This is a genomic window from Dyadobacter sp. OTU695, assembly GCF_038440355.1.
GTDB lineage: Bacteria > Bacteroidota > Bacteroidia > Cytophagales > Spirosomataceae > Dyadobacter.
The window spans coordinates 241625-259359 of record NZ_JASATN010000002.1; the positions used below are offsets into that span (position 1 = coordinate 241625).

A 17735-nucleotide genomic window follows, 5' to 3' on the forward strand; every position below is an offset into this window, starting at 1 on the left:
TCCCAAATTACGCTCTGTTATGAAAAAGTTACTACTGATCGCATTCGTATGGCTGAACGCCTCAGTCGCGATGGCCGACAACACCATGGCCGACCTGTTGGCCGGTAAAGCCAAGCTGGTTTTCCTGGGCCTGGATTTTACGCAAGCCAAATACATTGGTAAAATCGGTTTTACCGATCCGCAGGCGATCCAGAACCAGCACATTGTGAGCTGGAACAACCTGATCGAGCTTGAACCCAAGAAGTTCTCTTTGCAAAAAGCATTTAGCCTGAAGGACGACCAGTATAAGTCGAAAGTTGAGGATATGGTGACTTTGAACAAATCGGTGAATGTCGAAAAAAACATCACTGACGATGAGTACAGCATTACCGAAGACCAGGTGAAGAAATCCGTTGCCAAATATTCGCTCACCGAAAAAGACGGCATCGGCGTGGTGTATGTCGTGGAGAGCCTGAACAAGAATGCCGAGAAGCTCGTTGCCTGGGTTACATTCATCGATCTGGCTACCAAGAAAGTGATCCATACTGAAAAAGTAGAAGGAAAAGCCGGCGGCTTCGGTTTCCGCAACTACTGGGCTGGGGGCGTCTACAAGATCAACCAGGAGATCGACAAAAATCTTTACAAAAAATGGAGCAAATCATTCAAAGCGTAAAAAGTAAATAGATTTGTTTATTTTTAAAGCTTGGATTAATTACCGATACCATATCATTCTTTTGTAAGCTGTGATCTGTTTGCCTGAGTCTGGTAAACGTTTCACAGCTTACTGTTTAAAATCACTGACCCCTTATCGTGCGCATAGCCAACACGTTTATTCTGCTGATTCTGTGTCTGCTCTTTACCAGTTGTGGTAAAATGCTCTACCGTTCGGCGGCGAAGGCTTTCACAAAAGGTGCCAAGCAAGCGCCGTATGATGCGATCATAGTCCCGGGCTTCCCCTATAATGGCCAGAAATGGGATATGGTTCACCAGTTACGCATCCATTGGGCCCATTACCTGTATTCGAAGGGTTATACCAAAAACGTTATTTTCTCAGGTGGCGCAGTGGCAACCCATTATATTGAAAGCAGGGTGATGGCTAACTACGCCGAGGCGCTGGGCATCCCGCGCGAGCATTTATTTACCGAAGAAAAAGCCCAGCACAGCACCGAAAACGTATATTACTCTTACCGCCTTGCGAAAGACCTAGGCTTTTCGAAAATTGCGCTTTCCACTGATCCGGTTCAGACCAGCTACATGAAGAAGTTCATCAAAAAATTTGAGCTTCCGATCAGTCTGCTGCCTACGGTAATCGACACGGTGAAAACACTGAATGTATACGAACCCAAGGCCGATCATAGCAATGCGGTAGTAGAGGAAGGTTTTGTCAAGCTCTCAGACAAGGAAGGGTTTTTCAAACGCCTGCGAGGTACGATGGGCAAATATATCGTCTGGCATGAGGACGATCTTAAAAAAGCCAAATACAGAAGAAGATATAAGGACCGGATGATACCCTCTTCCGAACAAACAGGGAACAATAAAAGCGTACAATGAAAAAAGAATTGTCGGCTATTGAAGCCAAGTATGAAGCACAAAAGATAGCGTTTGGCCCGATGTATTTCCAGTCGGTGGTGGCCCTCAGGGACCTGGGCATTTTGCAGTACATCAGCGAAAACCGCAAGGGAGTAAGCATTGCCAACATTATCGAAAACGTGAAGGTCTCAGAATACGGCGTTACCCTGTTGCTGGAAGCGGCCGAAATCCTGGGCGTGGTAGAAATAGCAAACGATATTGTCAAAATCAGTAAAATCGGTTTCTTTTTGTTGAAGGACGAAATGACGCGGGTGAACATGAACTTCATGAAGGACGTGTGCTACCTGGGTGCAAACCATATGACCGAAAGCATCGTCAACGGCAAACCCGAAGGCCTGAAAGAGCTGGGTAACTGGCCGACGATTTATGAAGGCTTGTCGATTCTGCCGGAGCCGGCCAAAACTTCCTGGTTTGAATTTGACCATTATTATTCAGACAATGCATTCCCCGACGCGCTGAAAATCGTGTTTTCCAAAAAGCCGAAAACGCTTTTCGACGTGGGCGGCAACACGGGTAAATGGTCGTTTGCGTGCTGTGACCACGATGCGGATGTGAGGATTAAAATCCTCGATCTGCCGGTGCAGCTCAATGTGGCAAGGGCGAATGCAACCGAACGCGGCTTGCTGGACCGCATTGATTTCCACGCGATCGATTTGCTTGATACAACCCAGAAAATTCCCCAGGGAGCCGATGTGATCTGGATGAGCCAGTTTCTGGACTGCTTTTCAAAAGAACAGATTGTGGCAATCCTGGAAAATGCCTACCAGGCGTCCTCTGAGAACACCACCTTGTATATTCTGGAACCATTTTTTGATAACCAGAATTATCCTGCTGCACATTATAGCCTGGTGGCGACATCTTTGTATTTCACCATTATGGCCAACGGCAATAGCAAAATGTACAGGATCGGTGTGATGAAAGAGCTGGTACGTCAGGCTGGTTTTGAAGTGGTTAACACTTACCCGCTGATCGGCGACAGCTATCATACGATTCTGGAATGCAGGAAAAAGGCTTAACAGTTGGTCCTTTTATATCCGGAATACGTAAATATCGATTGTTATGAAGCGTTTAGTGGCAGTTTGCCTTGTCATTCTGCTGGCGGCTTTTGCAGCCCAGGCACAGCTCGACAAGGGGATGTATTACAAAGCATTGTCAAGTGGGGAAGAAGAATCTATCGATAAGGTGCTTGCCAAGCTCGATGGTGAAAAGTCTTCTTCCAGGGTGAATGCCTACAAAGGCGCGTTGACGATGAAGAAGGCGGGATTTGTGAAAGGGGTGGGAGGGAAAGTGAAGACCTTCAAGAAAGGCGCGCACCTGCTCGAAGACGAGATCAAGAGTAACCCCGGCAACACCGAGTTCCGTTTCCTGCGCCTTACCGTACAGGAGCATGCGCCCGGGATTTTGAAATACAACAAGGAAATAGATGTTGATAAACAGGCGGTTGTGTCGGGCTATGACAAGCTGGATGCCGATCTAAAAAACGTCATCGCCGATTATGCGAAGGATTCGAAGGTCTTGAAGGAATCGGATCTTAAATAGGAATGTATTAACAGGATCTTTGCTGATAAATGAAAAATATTCTAGTTGTAAACTACTCTCAATCAGGTCAGTTAAATGAAATTATCGATCGGTTCCTGATTCCGTTTCAGCCCGAAAGAGTAGAGCGATTAGAGATTTTTCCAGAAAAGCCCTTTGTGTTCCCCTGGACGTCAGATGAGTTTTTTGACAAAATGCCTGAGTGCGTGCAGGAAGAGCCGATCGAGCTTCGTCCGTTACATTTCGGTGCCGAGCGTTACGACCTGATCGTGATGGGTTACCAGCCCTGGTTCCTATCGCCGTCGCTGCCGATAACGGCGCTGCTGCATAGCCCTAGCTTTAAAGCCAGGGTTAGGGATACGCCGATTGTGACTGTCATCGGTGGGCGGAATATGTGGCTTAATTCGCAGGAAAGCATCAAGGCACTGATCGCCGGCGCGGGCGGTAAACTGGTAGGCAATATTCCGTTGATGGACCGCGTTTCAAACCTCGTCAGCGCTGTAACGATCCTGCATTGGATGCTGACCGGCCGCAAAGACCGGAAATGGGGCATTTTCCCAAAGCCCGGTATAAGCGATGAAGATATTCAAAGCGCCTCGCGTTTCGGAGCTATCGTCAGAAAGGCATATGATAAGGGGGAATACGCCGGTTTACAGAAAGAAATCATGGCCACAGGCCTTATAACCATACCAACAGACATTCTTTTCATCGAAGGCAGGGCCAAAAAGCTGTTCAGGATCTGGGCGAAGCTGATCAAAACAAAGGGTACCACGCCTGAAAAGCGCAAGCGACTGGTCGGTTTTTTTAAATATTACCTGCTGGTGGCACTTTTTATGGTGGCGCCGGTGCTTGTGACGGTTTACAGGCTGCTGATCGCCCCGTTTACGTCCAATGCGATTAAGAAGAAAAAAGAATACTTTTGTGGTGTAGAAACCAAATGATAATGTCAGAAGCATATATTACAAGGATTGCCAAGTTTTTACCGAATGAGTCCGTTTCCAATGAGGAAATGGAAGAATACTTAGGATACATCAACGGAAAACCTTCTAAATCAAAAGCCATCGTTTTGCGTAATAACGGTATCAAAAACCGGTTTTACGCATTACGCAAAGACGGGACGCCTACGCATACCAATGCAGAAATGGCCGCGCTTGCCATCAAGGATCTTTTCAGAAATAATCCGGCGGAAATCGGCGAAATGGATTTGCTCAGCTGCGCAACGTCAAGCCCGGATCAGCTGATGCCCTCGCACGGTTCTATGGTGCATGGCCATTTGCCTGATGCAGCCTCGATCGAAGTAGTCTCACCCTCGGGTGTATGCTGCGCGGGAATGCATGCATTTAAATATGCCTACATGGCCGTAAAGCTCGGTGAGAAGCAGAAAGCGGTTGCCTGCGCTTCCGAGCGCCTGTCGACGGTGCTGCGCTCGGATCAGTTCGAGGACGAAATCCAGCAGCTGACGCGTTTGGAAAAGAACCCGTTCCTGGCATTTGAAAAGGACTTTTTACGCTGGATGCTTTCGGATGGTGCAGGTGCTTTTCTGGTGGAATCGGCCCCGAATCAAGAAGGTATTTCGTTAAAAATAGATTGGATCGAAGGCTGCTCGTATGCCAATGAGGTGGAGGCGTGCATGTACATGGGCGCAGACAAGTTGGAAGACGGTACTTTGAAAAGCTATAAAGATTTCACCGCTGAGGAAATTCAGGAACGTTCGGTTTTGAGCATCAAGCAGGATGTGAAGCTATTAGGCGAAAAAATCGTTAAATTGGGTTTTGCCAAGCTCAAAGATATTCTTGTCAAGAAAGCAGTAACGATGGAGGATGTGAGCTATTTTCTGCCGCATTTGTCGAGCTATTTCTTCGAAGGTAAGATCGATGAGTTTTTCAACGAAAATGGTATGCCTATTCCAAAAGAGAAGTGGTATACCAACCTGGTGACGAAAGGCAACGTGGGCGCGGCATCCATTTACATGATGCTCGAAGAAGTGTTCAACAGCGGCGCTTTGAAAAAGGGCGAAAAAATATTGCTGGCAGTACCCGAGAGCTCGCGTTTCTCCTACATGTTCTGTCTGCTGACCGTGTGCTAAAACCATCCAAAAGCTGCCCATACCGATGAAAAAGCAAGACCTTCCGCAGGATCCCGGCGCGCTCGATAAATTTACCCGGGAAGTATGCTACGTCAAGAATGACGAGGGCAAGTACGAAACCGCATTGAGCAAAGGCTGGGATGTGAAAAAGCAGGCGCTGGACAGCGCCTGGCAGGAGGTCAACGAGCGGGTGGAAGAGGCGCGCAAGGCTGTGGCAAATGGGGAAAAAAGCCCGGTATACTATTTTATGGAACTTCGCCTGATGGATTTGCCTGTCCTGTCGGGTTACACGGGAATCTTCCCCTTTTTTATCAAACGACATTTCAAACCATCCGTTTTTAAAGGTCTCAGCGAACGAAAACTGGAAAAATACGCCAGGGCTTTCGACATTACTGTGAGCGAATTGAAAAATTTTAAAGGTTGATCCAGTGAATATTGACAGTCAAACGGATGAGTTCCATCACCTGCAAACGGCCCATTGTGAGAACGGGGTAACGACGGCCTTGCTGCGCTACCACGGCCTTGATTTCATGACCGAGCCGCTGGCATTCGGCATGGGTTCGGGTCTGTTTTACATACAAATACCATTTCTGACGGTCAATAACGGCCCGGCGATCTCATTCCGGACCATGCCCGGGGCGATCTTCAAACGAACCTGCAAGTCGCTGGGTGTGGAGGTAACCCGCAAGAAATTCTCGAATCCGGCCGATGCTGAGGCGTTTCTGGATCAGAAAGTAAGGGAAGGCGTGCCGGTAGGCTGCCAGGTGGGCGTTTTTCACCTCACTTACTTTCCCAAAGAATACCGCTTCCATTTCAATGCGCATAACCTGATCGTTTTTGGTGAAGAGGACGGCCGCTACCAGATCAGTGATCCGGTAATGGAGGATGTGACATCGCTTTCCAAAGAAGAACTTTCCCGCGTGCGGTTCGCGCAAGGCCCGCTCGCACCCAAGGGACATATTTACTTTCCTGAAAAAATAAAGCCTATTACCCAGGACATGATCCGCAAGGGCATCGTGTCGGGAATCCGCCGTAATGTCCGCGATATGCTGAGCATTCCGGGTAATTTCGCCGGGGTAAATGGCATTCGCCACACCTCCAACCACGTCCGCAAATGGCGTGATAAGCTGGGTTTGCGCAAGGCGAGCCTGTATCTGGGCCAGATCGTGCGGATGCAGGAGGAAATAGGAACCGGTGGGGGAGGCTTTCGTTTCCTTTATGGAGCATTCCTGGAAGAGGCAGCAGCCTACTTGCAGGATGACCGTGTCTCGAACATTTCCGAGGACTTCACCAAAGCCGGCGACATGTGGCGCGCGAGCGCCATCAAAATGGCGGGCGTCTACAAGGGCCGCCTTACCGAACAAAAAGATTTTGAAGAAATCGCTGATATGATGCTGGACATCCGTCTGGTTGAAAAAGAGGCCTTTCAGAAGCTTTCCAGCCTCAAACTTGGTAAATAAGTGTCGGTAAGTATGGCGGGTCAGGCGTGCATTCAGATCAGGGGCGTTTTTAAGCGCTATAAAACCGCGCAGGAAGACAGTTTAGCCGACGTTTCGCTGGACATTATGCAGTCGGACGTATTTGGTTTGCTGGGACCCAATGGGGCCGGCAAAACCACACTGATCTCCATTCTGTGCGGGATTATCCCCGTCTCTTCCGGTGATGTGCAGTTTTTTCACAACGGCAGACCTTACTCAGAGCACGAACGAAAGAGCCGCATCGGGTTTGTTCCCCAGGAATACGCCTTTTACCAGGAATTGACTCCGCGCCAGAACCTGGATTACTTCGGTGCGATGTATAATCTGCCCAAAAAGAGGCTTCAAGAGCGTCGCGAGCATTTGTTGCAGGTGCTGGGACTTCAAAAAGCGGCTGACCAGAAGGTAGGTACCTTTTCGGGCGGAATGAAACGCCGTGTGAACCTGGCGATCGGCATTATCCACGAGCCGGAAATCTTGTTTCTCGACGAGCCGACCGTCGGCGTGGACGTGCAGAGCCGGAATGCGATCATCCGCTACCTGCAACAAGTAAACCAGGCCGGAACGAGCATTATTTATACTTCGCACCATATGTCAGAGGCCGAGGAGTTTTGCAAAAATATCGCGCTGATCGACCATGGAAGGGTTATTGCAGCAGGCGGGTTGCAGCATTTGAAAGCTGTGCACGAGGTTGAAAATCTGCAAACACTATTCATCAACCTGACTGGCGAGGAGTACCGCGATTAAATTATGTTCAAATTATATTCGTCATTACGCAAGGAACTGCTGCTGCTTATCAATGATAAAGTAGGGCTGGCTTTGATGTTTCTGATGCCGCTGCTGTTGGTTTTTATTATTACGATTATCCAGGATAGCGCCTATAAGATGGTCAATGAGAACCAGATACCGCTTTTGGTTGTCAATCATGACAAAGGGAAAGAAGGCGGCAAGCTGGTGGATTTGCTCACTAAGTCAGGGCTTTTTAAGATCGACTCGCAAAATGCGATTCAGCAGGAATCCTTAAAGTCCGAGCTCTTGTCGAGAGGAAAGATGATCGCATTGTACATTCCGGCCACGTTTTCGGCCGGCCTTGAAAGCAATGCCGAGGATGTGAGCGGCATTTTGATGGACGATCTTGGGCTGGAACGCGATACGACCGCCCGCCGGAAGGTTTCAATGCCCCGGCTCTCATTTTATAACGACCCGGTTTTGCAGGAGAATTACAGCTATTCGGTCATGAGCGTGATCCAGTCGTATATGAGCGTGATTGAAAATTCGCTGATGATCGAGCGGATGTATGCCAATATGGATATTGCCGAGCGCTCCGGAAAGCTGAAAGACAAGATGATTTCCAACCGTGTGGGTATTGATCAGATCGTGGCGCGGAACAATAATTCGACGGCCATTCCCAATTCCACCCAGCACAATGTGCCTGCCTGGACGATTTTTGCCATGTTCTTCATGGTCGTTTCGCTGGGCAGCAATATCGTCAAAGAACGGGTGAACGGCAGTTTCCTTCGGTTGAAAACAATGCCAACCACCTTCATGGTGGTTATGTTTAGTAAAATGGCCATTTACGTGGTAGTAGCGGCATTGCAGGTGGCGCTGACCTTCTCGATGGGCATCTGGATTTTACCAAAATTAGGATTGCCCAAGTTGAGTGTGCCGGATAACATCATCGCAACGATCGCGGTGATCTTCATCAGCAGTATGGCCGCTGTGAGTTATGCTTTAATGATCGGGGCCTTTGCCAAGACCGAGCAGCAGGCCAACGGCTTCGGGGCCATATCGATTATCATTTTCGGGGCGATAGGGGGGATTCTTGTACCGACGTTTGTCATGCCGGGGTTCATGCAGTTTTTCAGCAACTTTTCGCCCCTGCATTGGTGCCTGGAAGGCTTTTACGTGCTGTTTCTGAAAGGTGGCAGCTGGCAGGAGCTGCGGATGGTGTTCGCTTTTCTGGGCATTTTTATAGTGTTTTGTCAACTTGGCACATATTTTAAGTTGCGGTTGGAAAGAATTATTTAAGTTTGAAGTTCCCCCGGCCGGTAGCACAGGCTGTAACCGGCAATTACATTAAGTGGTTAACAAATCAACATGGACATAGAAAGTTTGAAGCCCATTCTGAAAGGGCAAATTGTACAATACCTGAACTTGCTGGACATCAACCCCGCCGACATCAAGGACGACGAACCACTTTTCGGCGGCGATCTGGGACTCGATTCGATTGATTCGCTCGAACTAGTGGTCCTACTGGAAAGGGAATATGGTATTAAAATCACTAATCCGGCCGAGGGACGCAAGATTCTAGTCGATGTAAACCACATGGCAGAGTACATACTTGCCAATACAAAAGCCGCTTAGTCTTCGATGAAAAGGGTGTTGGTCACTGGGATGGGCATGGTTTCGGCCATTGGTAACAATGTGCGGCAGAATCATGAAAGCTTGCGGAAAGCGCATTCGGGAATCGGAAAGGCTGCTTTTTTTGAATCAGTGTATGCTTCGCAATTGCCATTTGGCGAAGTGAAGCTAAGCAATGATGAGCTTAAAAAATTACAGCAACTGCAAACCGCTACCGGCTACACGCGGACCTGTCTGTTGGCCGACAAGGCTTTCGCCGAGGCCATTACCGATGCTGCTTTGACTCAAGGGCAGCTTTCCTCGTTTGACACCGCATTGATATCAGCCAGCACGGTGGGCGGTATGTGCCTGACCGACCAGCTCTATGAAGACGCCAACCATAAATCCGAAGGCTCCGAGTACCTGGAATCATATGGATGCTCGGCGCACGCCTTGAAGTTGATCAAACGCTACCACATTAAGGGCTTTACCGACACGATCAATACAGCCTGCTCATCTTCGGCCAATGCGATTATGCTCGGGGCGCGGCTGATCCGTTCGGGGAGGGTGAAAAGAGCGGTTGTTGGCGGCGCGGACAGTTTGGCCAAATACACGGTCAATGGTTTTAATGCATTGAAAATATTGTCGCAATCGCCCTGCAAGCCATTCGATGTTAACCGCGACGGCCTGAACCTCGGTGAAGGTGCGGCTTACCTGGTTCTGGAATCCGAAGAGCTTGCGGCAAGCAAGAAGGTATACGCCGAAGTAGCCGGTTTCGGTAATGCGAACGACGCGCATCACCCGTCGGCGATGTCCGACGAGGCTACCGGCGCAATCCGCTGCATGCGTGAGGCTATTGGTTCGGCAGGTATCGATGCTGCTCAGATCGGGTACGTGAATGCGCACGGCACCGGCACGCAGAACAACGACCAGGTCGAGTTTTTCGGAATGGGGGAATTGTTTGAAAAATTGCCTCCTTACAGTTCAACCAAGTCATTTACCGGGCATACTTTGGGTGCTGCGGGCGCCGTGGAGGCTATTTACAGCATTCTAGGCATTGTTCATTCGGAGCTCTTTCCGAGTTTGAATGTGGCCGAACCAATCAACGGTTTCGAAAGCGCCCCCGTGTCCGAATGGAAAGGCGGCCATAACTTAAATTATGTGCTTTCCAACTCCTTCGGCTTTGGCGGCAATTGTACTTCGCTGGTATTTGCCAGTATAAACTAATTTTCTTGCATTAGTTTGGCAAGAATCTCTTGCGCCGCCACTGAAATGACCGTACCCGGCCCGAAAATGCCTTTTACCCCTGCATCATAGAGAAATTGATAGTCCTGCGCAGGTATTACCCCACCGGCAATGACCATAATGTCGCCCCTGCCCAGCTTTCGCAATTCGCCGATCAGCTCCGGAATGAGCGTTTTGTGGCCTGCCGCCAGGCTCGAAGCCCCGATTATGTGCACGTCATTTTCAATGGCCTGCATCGCTACTTCCTGCGGCGTCTGGAATAGCGGGGCAATGTCGACGTCGAATCCCAGGTCGGCAAAGCTTGTTGCGATCACTTTTGCCCCCCGGTCGTGACCATCCTGGCCCATTTTGGCAACGATTATCCGCGGCCTTCGGCCTTCCAGTCGGGCAAACTCGTCAGACATTTCGCGGGAACGTCGGAAGTTTTCGTCATCTGAAATCTCCGTCCGGTAAACGCCCGAGACAGACCGGATCGTGGACTGGTAGCGCCCGAATTCTTTTTCCATGGCATCTGAGATTTCCCCTAATGTAGCTCTTTTGCGGGCAGCATCCACCGCTAACGCCAGCAGATTGGTTTGCATATCCCTGCCGCCGGCCTGTTTGCAAGCGGCGGTGATGCGGTCCAGGGCCCCGCGTACTTCGCTATCGTTTCTGTCCTTGCGAATCACCCGCAGCCGCGCGATCTGGGCATTTCTGACGGCTTGGTTGTCTATTTGGAGTATATCAAAAGACTGCTTCTCGGTGGTTTTATACCGGTTCACACCTACTATCACTTCCTTACCTGTATCGATGCGAGCTTGTTTTCGGGCGGCGGCTTCTTCGATGCGCGTTTTGGGCAAACCCGTTTCGATCGCTTTGGTCATGCCGCCCAGGTTTTCCACTTCTTCGATCAGTTGCCAGGCCTTTTCGGCCAGCTGCATGGTCAGGTATTCGACGTAATAGGAGCCTCCCCAAGGGTCGACAGCTTTGCACAGGTCGGTTTCATTTTGAATAAAAAGCTGCGTATCACGGGCAATGCCAGCCGAGAAATCGGTGGGAAGGGCGATGGCCTCGTCGAAAGAATTGGTATGCAGCGACTGGGTGTGCCCCATTACCGCGGCCATGGCTTCGATGGTCGTGCGGGCGATATTGTTGAACGGCTCCTGCTCGGTGAGGCTGTAACCGCTCGTCTGGCAATGCGCGCGGAGCATAAGCGACTTTTCATTTCTCGGGTTGAACCGCTTTACGATCTTTGCCCAAAGCATGCGGCCGGCCCGCATTTTGGCGATTTCCATAAAATGGTTCATGCCAATTCCCCAGAAAAAGGATAGCCGCGGGGCAAAATCGTCGATCGGAATGCCTGCGGACAGGCCTGTGCGGAGGTATTCGAGCCCATCGGCCAGCGTGTATGCAAGTTCTATGTGCGCCGGTGCACCCGCCTCATGCATATGATAGCCGCTGATGCTGATCGAGTTGAATCGCGGCATGTTCTGTGAGGCGTAGGCGAAAATATCGCCTACGATTCGCATCGATGGAGCTGGCGGGTAAATGTAGGTGTTGCGCACCATAAATTCTTTGAGAATGTCGTTCTGGATCGTGCCGGTGAGCTGCTCTGCCCGCACGCCCTGCTCCTGGGCAGCAACGATAAAAAAGGCCATTACCGGTACTACCGCGCCATTCATCGTCATCGAGACCGACATCTGATCGAGCGGGATCTGATCGAAAAGCGTTTTCATATCCTCGACCGAGTCGATGGCAACACCCGCTTTGCCCACATCGCCTGTCACGCGCGGGTGATCGGAGTCGTAACCGCGATGGGTGGCCAGGTCGAATGCTACGGATAGGCCTTTTTGTCCGGCGGCAAGGTTTCTTCGGTAGAATGCGTTGGACTCGGCAGCGGTAGAAAAGCCCGCATATTGCCGGATCGTCCAGGGGCGCTCCAGGTACATGCTTGCGTACGGGCCGCGCAGGAATGGGGGAGTGCCCGCGCCGAATCCCAGGTGCGTGGCGCCCGCCAGATCGCTCCCGGTGAATGTGGTTTTCAGGTTTATGCCTTCGGCGGTCGAGAATGCTTCGTTTTGCGTAATAGGTTCTGGCAATATACGGCCGGGAACATTGATGAAAATGGGATGATCCTTCAAAAAAAGCTCCCAGGCGGCGGCGACTAGCTGACAGCTCATGTTTTCAATTAAATATGAACCGGCGGCGGGATTTGCTACTTTGCCCAAAAGGCTCTCATGTTCAAGGATAGCGGAAATATGGCTTGCAAGACGCGTTGCCAATGCATTGTCCGGCGTATCGTCAAAAGGCAAAACGGAAATTGCATCGCATCCGCCGATGACGGCGCTCATGGCTTGCGCGGTCGCGCGGACGAGGTTCGTATAATCGGAATGTCCGGGCTGGTAGCCTACCGAGGAAATGCCGTGAATGAAGGGCGCTCTGTCGCGGATATCGAAGGTTTTGGATATTTTACGCAACAAATATCGCAATGCCCGCAGTTTGGCAATTTCGGTCAGGTATTGGGAACTGATGGGCACGGTAATACACACCCGGTCGAATGTTTCCGGCCAATTCATGCCACTTTGCGGGGCTTGCAGCATCGTTTCTGCGAATGCCGAGATGATGGTGACAAGTTCTGTAACCGGGTCGGCGGATGCAGTTGCAATGTTTACCGGAGGCAGCTCGTGGTCAGCAAGCAGGTTTAGGTTTAGCCACCCTGGTGTTTGCTTTTGTGCTGTCGCTATTTCAGCGGCGGCTTTCCAATCTACTTCCTCTTTGGTGAGATACGGCTTGAAATGTAAGCCGGGCGCTGCCTCCCAGGCATTCAATAGCCCCGAGCGGCCTTTGAGCTCTTTTTCAGCCAGCTTTTCCCAGGTGTTTTGGTCCGAGGGCATGAATTCTGAAAAAAGCTTTGCTGACATGGGCTGATGGATTGTTGTACGATTCGGGGATATGCCTCGTTAGCAAAACTACAAATTTTGACACGCAAAATTGGGAGCCTAAAAATCAAAAGCGCTTCTGTAACCTTCTGGACACGATTAGACTGCCAATTTTATTTACGGGCTTGCAGATACACGCTACGGCGATTAAATTGAATATCCGTTTCATCTGGAGAGATCAGGTATTTTTATATCTTTGCCGTCCTTTTGAATTATGATACTCAGAGTTTGGTAAATTATACATTGGAAAGAATCAGCACAAATAGAGAGGTAGACCAGGTTTGGGATGCTTGCCTGAGGATTATTCAGCAGCACATTCCAGAGCAGAGTTTTAAGACGTGGTTTGAACCCATTCGTCCCTTAAAGCTCTATGGTAAAGTACTTACCGTGCAGGTTCCCAGCCAGTTTTTCTACGAATGGCTGGAAGATAATTATGTCAATCTGCTGAGAAAAGCGCTTGATTACGCCATCGGCCGCGACGGATTATTGGAATATTCCATTATTGTCGATACCGGTAACGAGAAGCACCAGCCGCTGACGATGAACGTTTCAACACAGAAATCTCCAAATTATTCCAGGCCGGATAATTTCTCGACAGACCCTCGCATGGGCGCTAGCGTGAAGGAGAAAGACCAGGATTCGCTCACGCTGGATACGTACCTGAACCCGAATTATTCGTTTGATAACTTCATCGAAGGCGACTGTAACAGGCTTGCCCGCTCGGCGGGTTTTGCCGTGGCCCAGCGTCCGGGGCTAACCTCGTTCAACCCGTTGATGATGTACGGAGGGGTAGGACTAGGTAAAACACACCTTGTGCAGGCTATCGGAAACTATATCACCAATCACTACGAGAACAAGCTGGTGCTATATGTTTCCTCGGAGAAATTCACCAACCAGTTCATCAACTCGATCCGCAACAATACGCTTCAGGAGTTCACCGATTTTTACATGAAAGTCGATGTGCTTGCGATCGATGATGTGCAGTTTTTGTCAGGTAAGGAAAAAACACAAGATACATTCTTCCATATTTTCAACCACCTGCACCAGCTCGGCAAGCAGATCATCATGACCAGTGACCGCCCGCCGCGTGAGCTGCAAGGCTTGCAGGACCGTCTGCTGTCCCGTTTCAAATGGGGTTTAACGGCCGATTTACAGGCGCCGGATTTCGAAACGCGTATTGCGATCATTCAGAAAAAGATCCAGTCCGAAGGCATTTCGATCGACTATGATGTGATTGAATACATTGCCCATAGCGTGAACTCGAACGTCAGGGAGCTGGAAGGTGTGATCGTTTCGTTGATGGCGCAGGCTTCCCTTACCCGTCGCAATATCGATGTGGAGCTGGCTAAAAATACCCTCCGTAACATTGTAATGAACGAGGATAAGGAGGTGACCATCGATACGATCCAGGAGATTATCGCCGATTATTTCCAGGTCTCGATTGCTGATCTGAAAAGCAAAAGCCGCAAAAAAGAGGTTGTCTACCCGCGTCAGCTGGCGATGTACCTTGCAAAGGAATACACCGATTTGCCGCTCAAATCCATCGGTTACCACTTCGGCGGCCGTGATCACAGTACGGTGATCCACTCGATCCAGAGCATTAACCTTTTAATGGACGAGACCCCGGATGTGGAAGAAACTTTACAGAAGCTTCGCAGTTACTTTAAATAGGTTTTGACGTATCAATGTTCAGGAATCAATTCTTGAACTTATGCCAGCGAAACCAGTTCTTCTTTCCCGCGGGCAAATTGACGCTCATGCCTGGGATAAGCACATCCATCACAGCCCGCAATGCGTAATTTATGCGCTAAGCTGGTATCTTGACATCGTCTGCACGCAATGGGAAGCGCTTGTCTGGCCTTCTGCTGCCGACTTTTCCATCGTAATGCCGCTGCCGGTCAGGCGGAAATGCGGCGTCCGCGTTTTATACCAACCTCTTTTCTGCCAGTATCTGGGCATCTTTTCAAGGCATGGCATAAGTACCGAGCAATGCGAAGCATTTTTGAAGGCGCTTTCAGGACGGTATACTTATATTTCTTCCTATTCATTTAATCCACAGAATCATTCAATCCTTCAAAGCGTAAGGCGCCTTCTGAATGGTTTTCAATGGGAGACCAATCAATTGCATTGGCTGGATTTGCAGCAGCCCTATCAAGAACTTTATCGGCGCTATTCAAAAGATCGGAAGCTCAATCTAAAAGCAGGCTTGATAATGCGTTGGGAGATCATCGGATCAGACGATTTGGGGCCGTTAATCACGCTTTTTGCAGAAAATCATGCCCCGCAAATCGGAAGGATCAAGACTGGCGCCTACCAAACCTTAGGAAGGCTGGGTAGAAAATGTATCGAAACCGGTCGTGGCAGCCTCACCTACGCGCGCTCGGGCTCCCATGTGCGGGCAGGTATGATGCTGGCGCGCTATGGCGGGCGAACGATCTATCTTTTTAATGCAGCGGATCATGTCGGCAGAAAGGGTAATGCGCGGGCCGTGATGCTGGACGCTTATTTTCGCGAAAATGCGGGCTTGCTGTCCGTATTTGATTTTGAAAGCCCGTCAAAAGCCTCCATCGCGAGGTACTATGCTGGGTTTGGCGCAGTGGCTGTACTTTTTTATTGTATCAGAAGGAATGCATTACCTTTTCCACTTCGGCAAATTCAATATCTGCGTAAATGGCTGCTGGTCAGAACCAGGCGATATCTTTTTTCAGGCCTTTGTAGGATTTTAAATCCATTTCCAAAGAACCGATTTTAAGGTCGACCTCTGCTTTCAAAGGAATTTTGTTGGAATCGTCAGAAACCCAGAGCGCCATTGGCTCCTCGCCCTTGAAGAACTTGTTGGACGGGATTTGTGGGGAAAGCCTTAAAACCTTGCTTTTACCAAACTTGGTTTTGATCACATCCCTGCCCACATAACGCACGCGGAGCTTGTAAACCTCGCCGTCAAAGAAAGTAGGGACTTCGATGATCTCACCCTCACGGACCTTGTCAAAATTGATGGTGCGCAGGAAAAAATAGCCGCTGATGATATCGTGGATGTTGTTGGGGACATTATAGGTCTTGCTCTCCTGCTTCACATTGGAAACTGCCTGGTCCTTGTTGTGATTGAAGAATACGGTCTCCTCCTTGCGGTATTTATTCTCCTGGATCTGCCGCTCGAACATATGGGGCAAAATGGCAGTGGTATCGATATAGGAGCGCCAGGTGTCGCGCACGCGTGAAATCAGATCGAAGGCGCCGACTGTCCGCCCAATGACGTTGACGCGGTAGCAAGGCCGGTTATTGATCATCGAAACCGCCCTGCCCACTTCCACTTTCGCCTCGGCGGCGTTGATAAAGCCGTAATGCACCCGGTATTCGACGCGCTCGCCTGTGCCGAAGCTCTTATTATGAATGATGCGGTCCATTTCGGCGTTCTCCTCAAACTGTCGAAAGGAAAACAGCATTATCAGGGTGGAAATGGCTAATAGTAATACGTAAGATCTTTTCATGCTAATAACATTACAGGGAAGGGTATTTGCCCTTTAAATGGTTCAGATACTTCTTTAAATCCCCTCCGAACTTTGTTTCAAATTCCTGCCTGAAAGTGTCCTGTTTTGACTTGTAGGTCAGATAGCTGATAAAGTAAGCATTATTGGGAAGTTTTCCGTCGGGCCAGCGGTTTTTGTTTGTTAACGTACGCTTGCCTGAAAGAAGTGTGTCCGTGTCGTTTACGATGTCAGTGATCAAGCTGGTCTTTAATGAATCGCGCTGTTTTGTTGGCTCAGGATCCTGGCCAAATGTTCTGTAAAGACTATCCAAGCGGCCCGCGCCCCTGAGCATATGCTGCGAATAGGCGTCGTTGTACCGTTTCGAATACTCATACTGGCGCATTTGCTCGGACTCCGCCCCGTATTTGTATTTCAAAAACCGGATAGCTCCCTGGTCGCCTACAAAACTGGCCAGATTTTCATTGAGTTCCAGGTTATTTTTTACAAAAAGCGTACCATGTGTAAGCTCATGCAGTATCAGATTGGCCAGACTGCCGTCGCGCCGGGGAAGCATGCTCGAAAGGATCGGATCTTTCAGATAGCCCAGCGTGGACCAGGCCGAGACTTCTCCAATATCGGTGTCCAGGCCGCTGTCGATCAGTTTTTGCTCTTCATTTACTGCCCGGGTTGAGTCAAAATAGCCTTTGTAGGGAAATGTGCCCACGATCGGAAAGTGCCACTGGTGCGGCTTGACCTTATAGCGTTCCGAGGCTGTGATGAGCCAGATAAGAGGCCTGCCGTGTTGGTCGTAGAACGTGGTATAATTATCAGAGGGCGTGAGTCCGAGCGAATCCACGCCGAATTTCTTGATCTCCTGTATGAGGCGTATCCTGGCTTTAAGGGAGTCTGGAAAGCTTTGGTCAGCGAGTACATCTTCGACATCGCGAACCTGCATCAGTATGCCAATTTGTCCTTTTGCCTGTAAAAACGCGTAAGTGAGCACCTCCCTTTGCCAAATGCCGAGCATTATCAGGACAACCAGCAGGGCAAGCAGTATTTTTTTAATCACAATTCAAATGTTAAATGAAGGCAGCAGCGC

At 49.6% G+C, this 17735-nt stretch carries 17 protein-coding genes; 14 read left to right on the forward strand and 3 right to left on the reverse strand.

Annotated elements, in window-relative coordinates; translation table 11 throughout:
* Positions 1-19: 19 nt before the first annotated feature.
* The 12 genes from AAHB90_RS06800 (at position 20) to AAHB90_RS06855 (ending at position 10233) form a co-directional block, all read left to right on the forward strand.
* Positions 20-652, forward strand: coding sequence for a hypothetical protein (locus AAHB90_RS06800; RefSeq protein ID WP_342084184.1), 633 nt, complete (start codon positions 20-22; stop codon positions 650-652).
* 137 nt (positions 653-789) lie between these two features.
* Entirely contained in the window at positions 790-1530 is a 741-nt protein-coding gene (locus AAHB90_RS06805) for a YdcF family protein (protein ID WP_342084185.1), read from the forward strand.
* Positions 1527-2585 carry a methyltransferase gene (locus AAHB90_RS06810; RefSeq protein ID WP_342084186.1) on the forward strand — a complete coding sequence of 353 codons (1059 nt, stop codon included), beginning with the start codon at positions 1527-1529 and terminating at the stop codon, positions 2583-2585. The genes AAHB90_RS06805 and AAHB90_RS06810 overlap by 4 nt, the downstream gene beginning before the upstream one ends.
* Before the next feature lie 43 nt (positions 2586-2628).
* Positions 2629-3108 carry a hypothetical protein gene (locus tag AAHB90_RS06815; protein WP_342084187.1) on the forward strand — a complete coding sequence of 160 codons (480 nt, stop codon included), beginning with the start codon at positions 2629-2631 and terminating at the stop codon, positions 3106-3108.
* Positions 3109-3137: 29 nt separating this feature from the next.
* On the forward strand, positions 3138-4046 hold the full coding sequence (locus AAHB90_RS06820) for a hypothetical protein (protein WP_342084188.1): 909 nt from the start codon (positions 3138-3140) through the stop codon (positions 4044-4046).
* 2 nt (positions 4047-4048) lie between these two features.
* Positions 4049-5191, forward strand: a complete 1143-nt coding sequence (locus AAHB90_RS06825) for a beta-ketoacyl-ACP synthase III (protein ID WP_342084189.1) — start codon at positions 4049-4051, stop codon at positions 5189-5191.
* Between the two features lie 25 nt (positions 5192-5216).
* Positions 5217-5615 carry a hypothetical protein gene (locus AAHB90_RS06830; protein ID WP_342084190.1) on the forward strand — a complete coding sequence of 133 codons (399 nt, stop codon included), beginning with the start codon at positions 5217-5219 and terminating at the stop codon, positions 5613-5615.
* Between the two features lie 4 nt (positions 5616-5619).
* Positions 5620-6651 carry a BtrH N-terminal domain-containing protein gene (locus AAHB90_RS06835; protein ID WP_342084191.1) on the forward strand — a complete coding sequence of 344 codons (1032 nt, stop codon included), beginning with the start codon at positions 5620-5622 and terminating at the stop codon, positions 6649-6651.
* Entirely contained in the window at positions 6652-7413 is a 762-nt protein-coding gene (locus AAHB90_RS06840; protein ID WP_342084192.1) for an ABC transporter ATP-binding protein, read from the forward strand.
* A 3-nt stretch (positions 7414-7416) separates the two neighbouring features.
* Positions 7417-8694, forward strand: coding sequence for an ABC transporter permease (locus AAHB90_RS06845; protein ID WP_342084193.1), 1278 nt, complete (start codon positions 7417-7419; stop codon positions 8692-8694).
* Between the two features lie 69 nt (positions 8695-8763).
* Positions 8764-9030 carry a phosphopantetheine-binding protein gene (locus AAHB90_RS06850; protein ID WP_019944303.1) on the forward strand — a complete coding sequence of 89 codons (267 nt, stop codon included), beginning with the start codon at positions 8764-8766 and terminating at the stop codon, positions 9028-9030.
* Positions 9031-9036: 6 nt separating this feature from the next.
* Positions 9037-10233 carry a beta-ketoacyl-[acyl-carrier-protein] synthase family protein gene (locus AAHB90_RS06855; RefSeq protein WP_342084194.1) on the forward strand — a complete coding sequence of 399 codons (1197 nt, stop codon included), beginning with the start codon at positions 9037-9039 and terminating at the stop codon, positions 10231-10233.
* Here the strand turns inward: AAHB90_RS06855 and scpA are convergent.
* The gene (scpA, locus tag AAHB90_RS06860) at positions 10230-13151 is read right to left on the reverse strand and encodes a methylmalonyl-CoA mutase (protein ID WP_342084195.1); all 2922 of its coding nucleotides are present in this window, start codon (positions 13149-13151) and stop codon (positions 10230-10232) included. The genes AAHB90_RS06855 and scpA overlap by 4 nt on opposite strands.
* A gap of 261 nt (positions 13152-13412) precedes the next feature.
* Here scpA and dnaA point away from each other — a divergent pair, with 261 nt between their 5' ends.
* Both dnaA and AAHB90_RS06870 read left to right on the forward strand, forming a co-directional pair.
* A complete protein-coding gene (gene dnaA / locus AAHB90_RS06865) occupies positions 13413-14840 on the forward strand; it encodes a chromosomal replication initiator protein DnaA (RefSeq protein ID WP_229241015.1) in 1428 nt (475 codons plus the stop codon).
* 40 nt (positions 14841-14880) lie between these two features.
* Positions 14881-15921, forward strand: coding sequence for a hypothetical protein (locus tag AAHB90_RS06870; protein ID WP_342084196.1), 1041 nt, complete (start codon positions 14881-14883; stop codon positions 15919-15921).
* On the opposite strand, the gene AAHB90_RS06875 is transcribed toward AAHB90_RS06870, so the two are convergent.
* Positions 15851-16657, reverse strand: coding sequence for a DUF3108 domain-containing protein (locus tag AAHB90_RS06875; RefSeq protein ID WP_342084197.1), 807 nt, complete (start codon positions 16655-16657; stop codon positions 15851-15853). The genes AAHB90_RS06870 and AAHB90_RS06875 overlap by 71 nt on opposite strands.
* 10 nt (positions 16658-16667) lie before the next feature.
* Positions 16668-17705 (reverse strand): aminopeptidase, encoded by a 1038-nt coding sequence (locus AAHB90_RS06880; RefSeq protein WP_342084198.1) that lies wholly within the window; start codon positions 17703-17705, stop codon positions 16668-16670.
* Positions 17706-17735: the final 30 nt, after the last annotated feature.

Coding starts and splice junctions, on each gene's coding strand:
- AAHB90_RS06800 (WP_342084184.1), top strand. CDS start 20: ATGAAAAAGTTACTACTGATCGCATTCGTATGGCTGAACGCCTCAGTC.
- AAHB90_RS06810 (WP_342084186.1), top strand. CDS start 1,527: ATGAAAAAAGAATTGTCGGCTATTGAAGCCAAGTATGAAGCACAAAAG.
- AAHB90_RS06815 (WP_342084187.1), top strand. CDS start 2,629: ATGAAGCGTTTAGTGGCAGTTTGCCTTGTCATTCTGCTGGCGGCTTTT.
- AAHB90_RS06820 (WP_342084188.1), top strand. CDS start 3,138: ATGAAAAATATTCTAGTTGTAAACTACTCTCAATCAGGTCAGTTAAAT.
- AAHB90_RS06825 (WP_342084189.1), top strand. CDS start 4,049: ATGTCAGAAGCATATATTACAAGGATTGCCAAGTTTTTACCGAATGAG.
- AAHB90_RS06830 (WP_342084190.1), top strand. CDS start 5,217: ATGAAAAAGCAAGACCTTCCGCAGGATCCCGGCGCGCTCGATAAATTT.
- AAHB90_RS06845 (WP_342084193.1), top strand. CDS start 7,417: ATGTTCAAATTATATTCGTCATTACGCAAGGAACTGCTGCTGCTTATC.
- AAHB90_RS06850 (WP_019944303.1), top strand. CDS start 8,764: ATGGACATAGAAAGTTTGAAGCCCATTCTGAAAGGGCAAATTGTACAA.
- AAHB90_RS06855 (WP_342084194.1), top strand. CDS start 9,037: ATGAAAAGGGTGTTGGTCACTGGGATGGGCATGGTTTCGGCCATTGGT.
- scpA (WP_342084195.1), bottom strand. CDS start 13,151: ATGTCAGCAAAGCTTTTTTCAGAATTCATGCCCTCGGACCAAAACACC.
- AAHB90_RS06870 (WP_342084196.1), top strand. CDS start 14,881: ATGCCAGCGAAACCAGTTCTTCTTTCCCGCGGGCAAATTGACGCTCAT.
- AAHB90_RS06875 (WP_342084197.1), bottom strand. CDS start 16,657: ATGAAAAGATCTTACGTATTACTATTAGCCATTTCCACCCTGATAATG.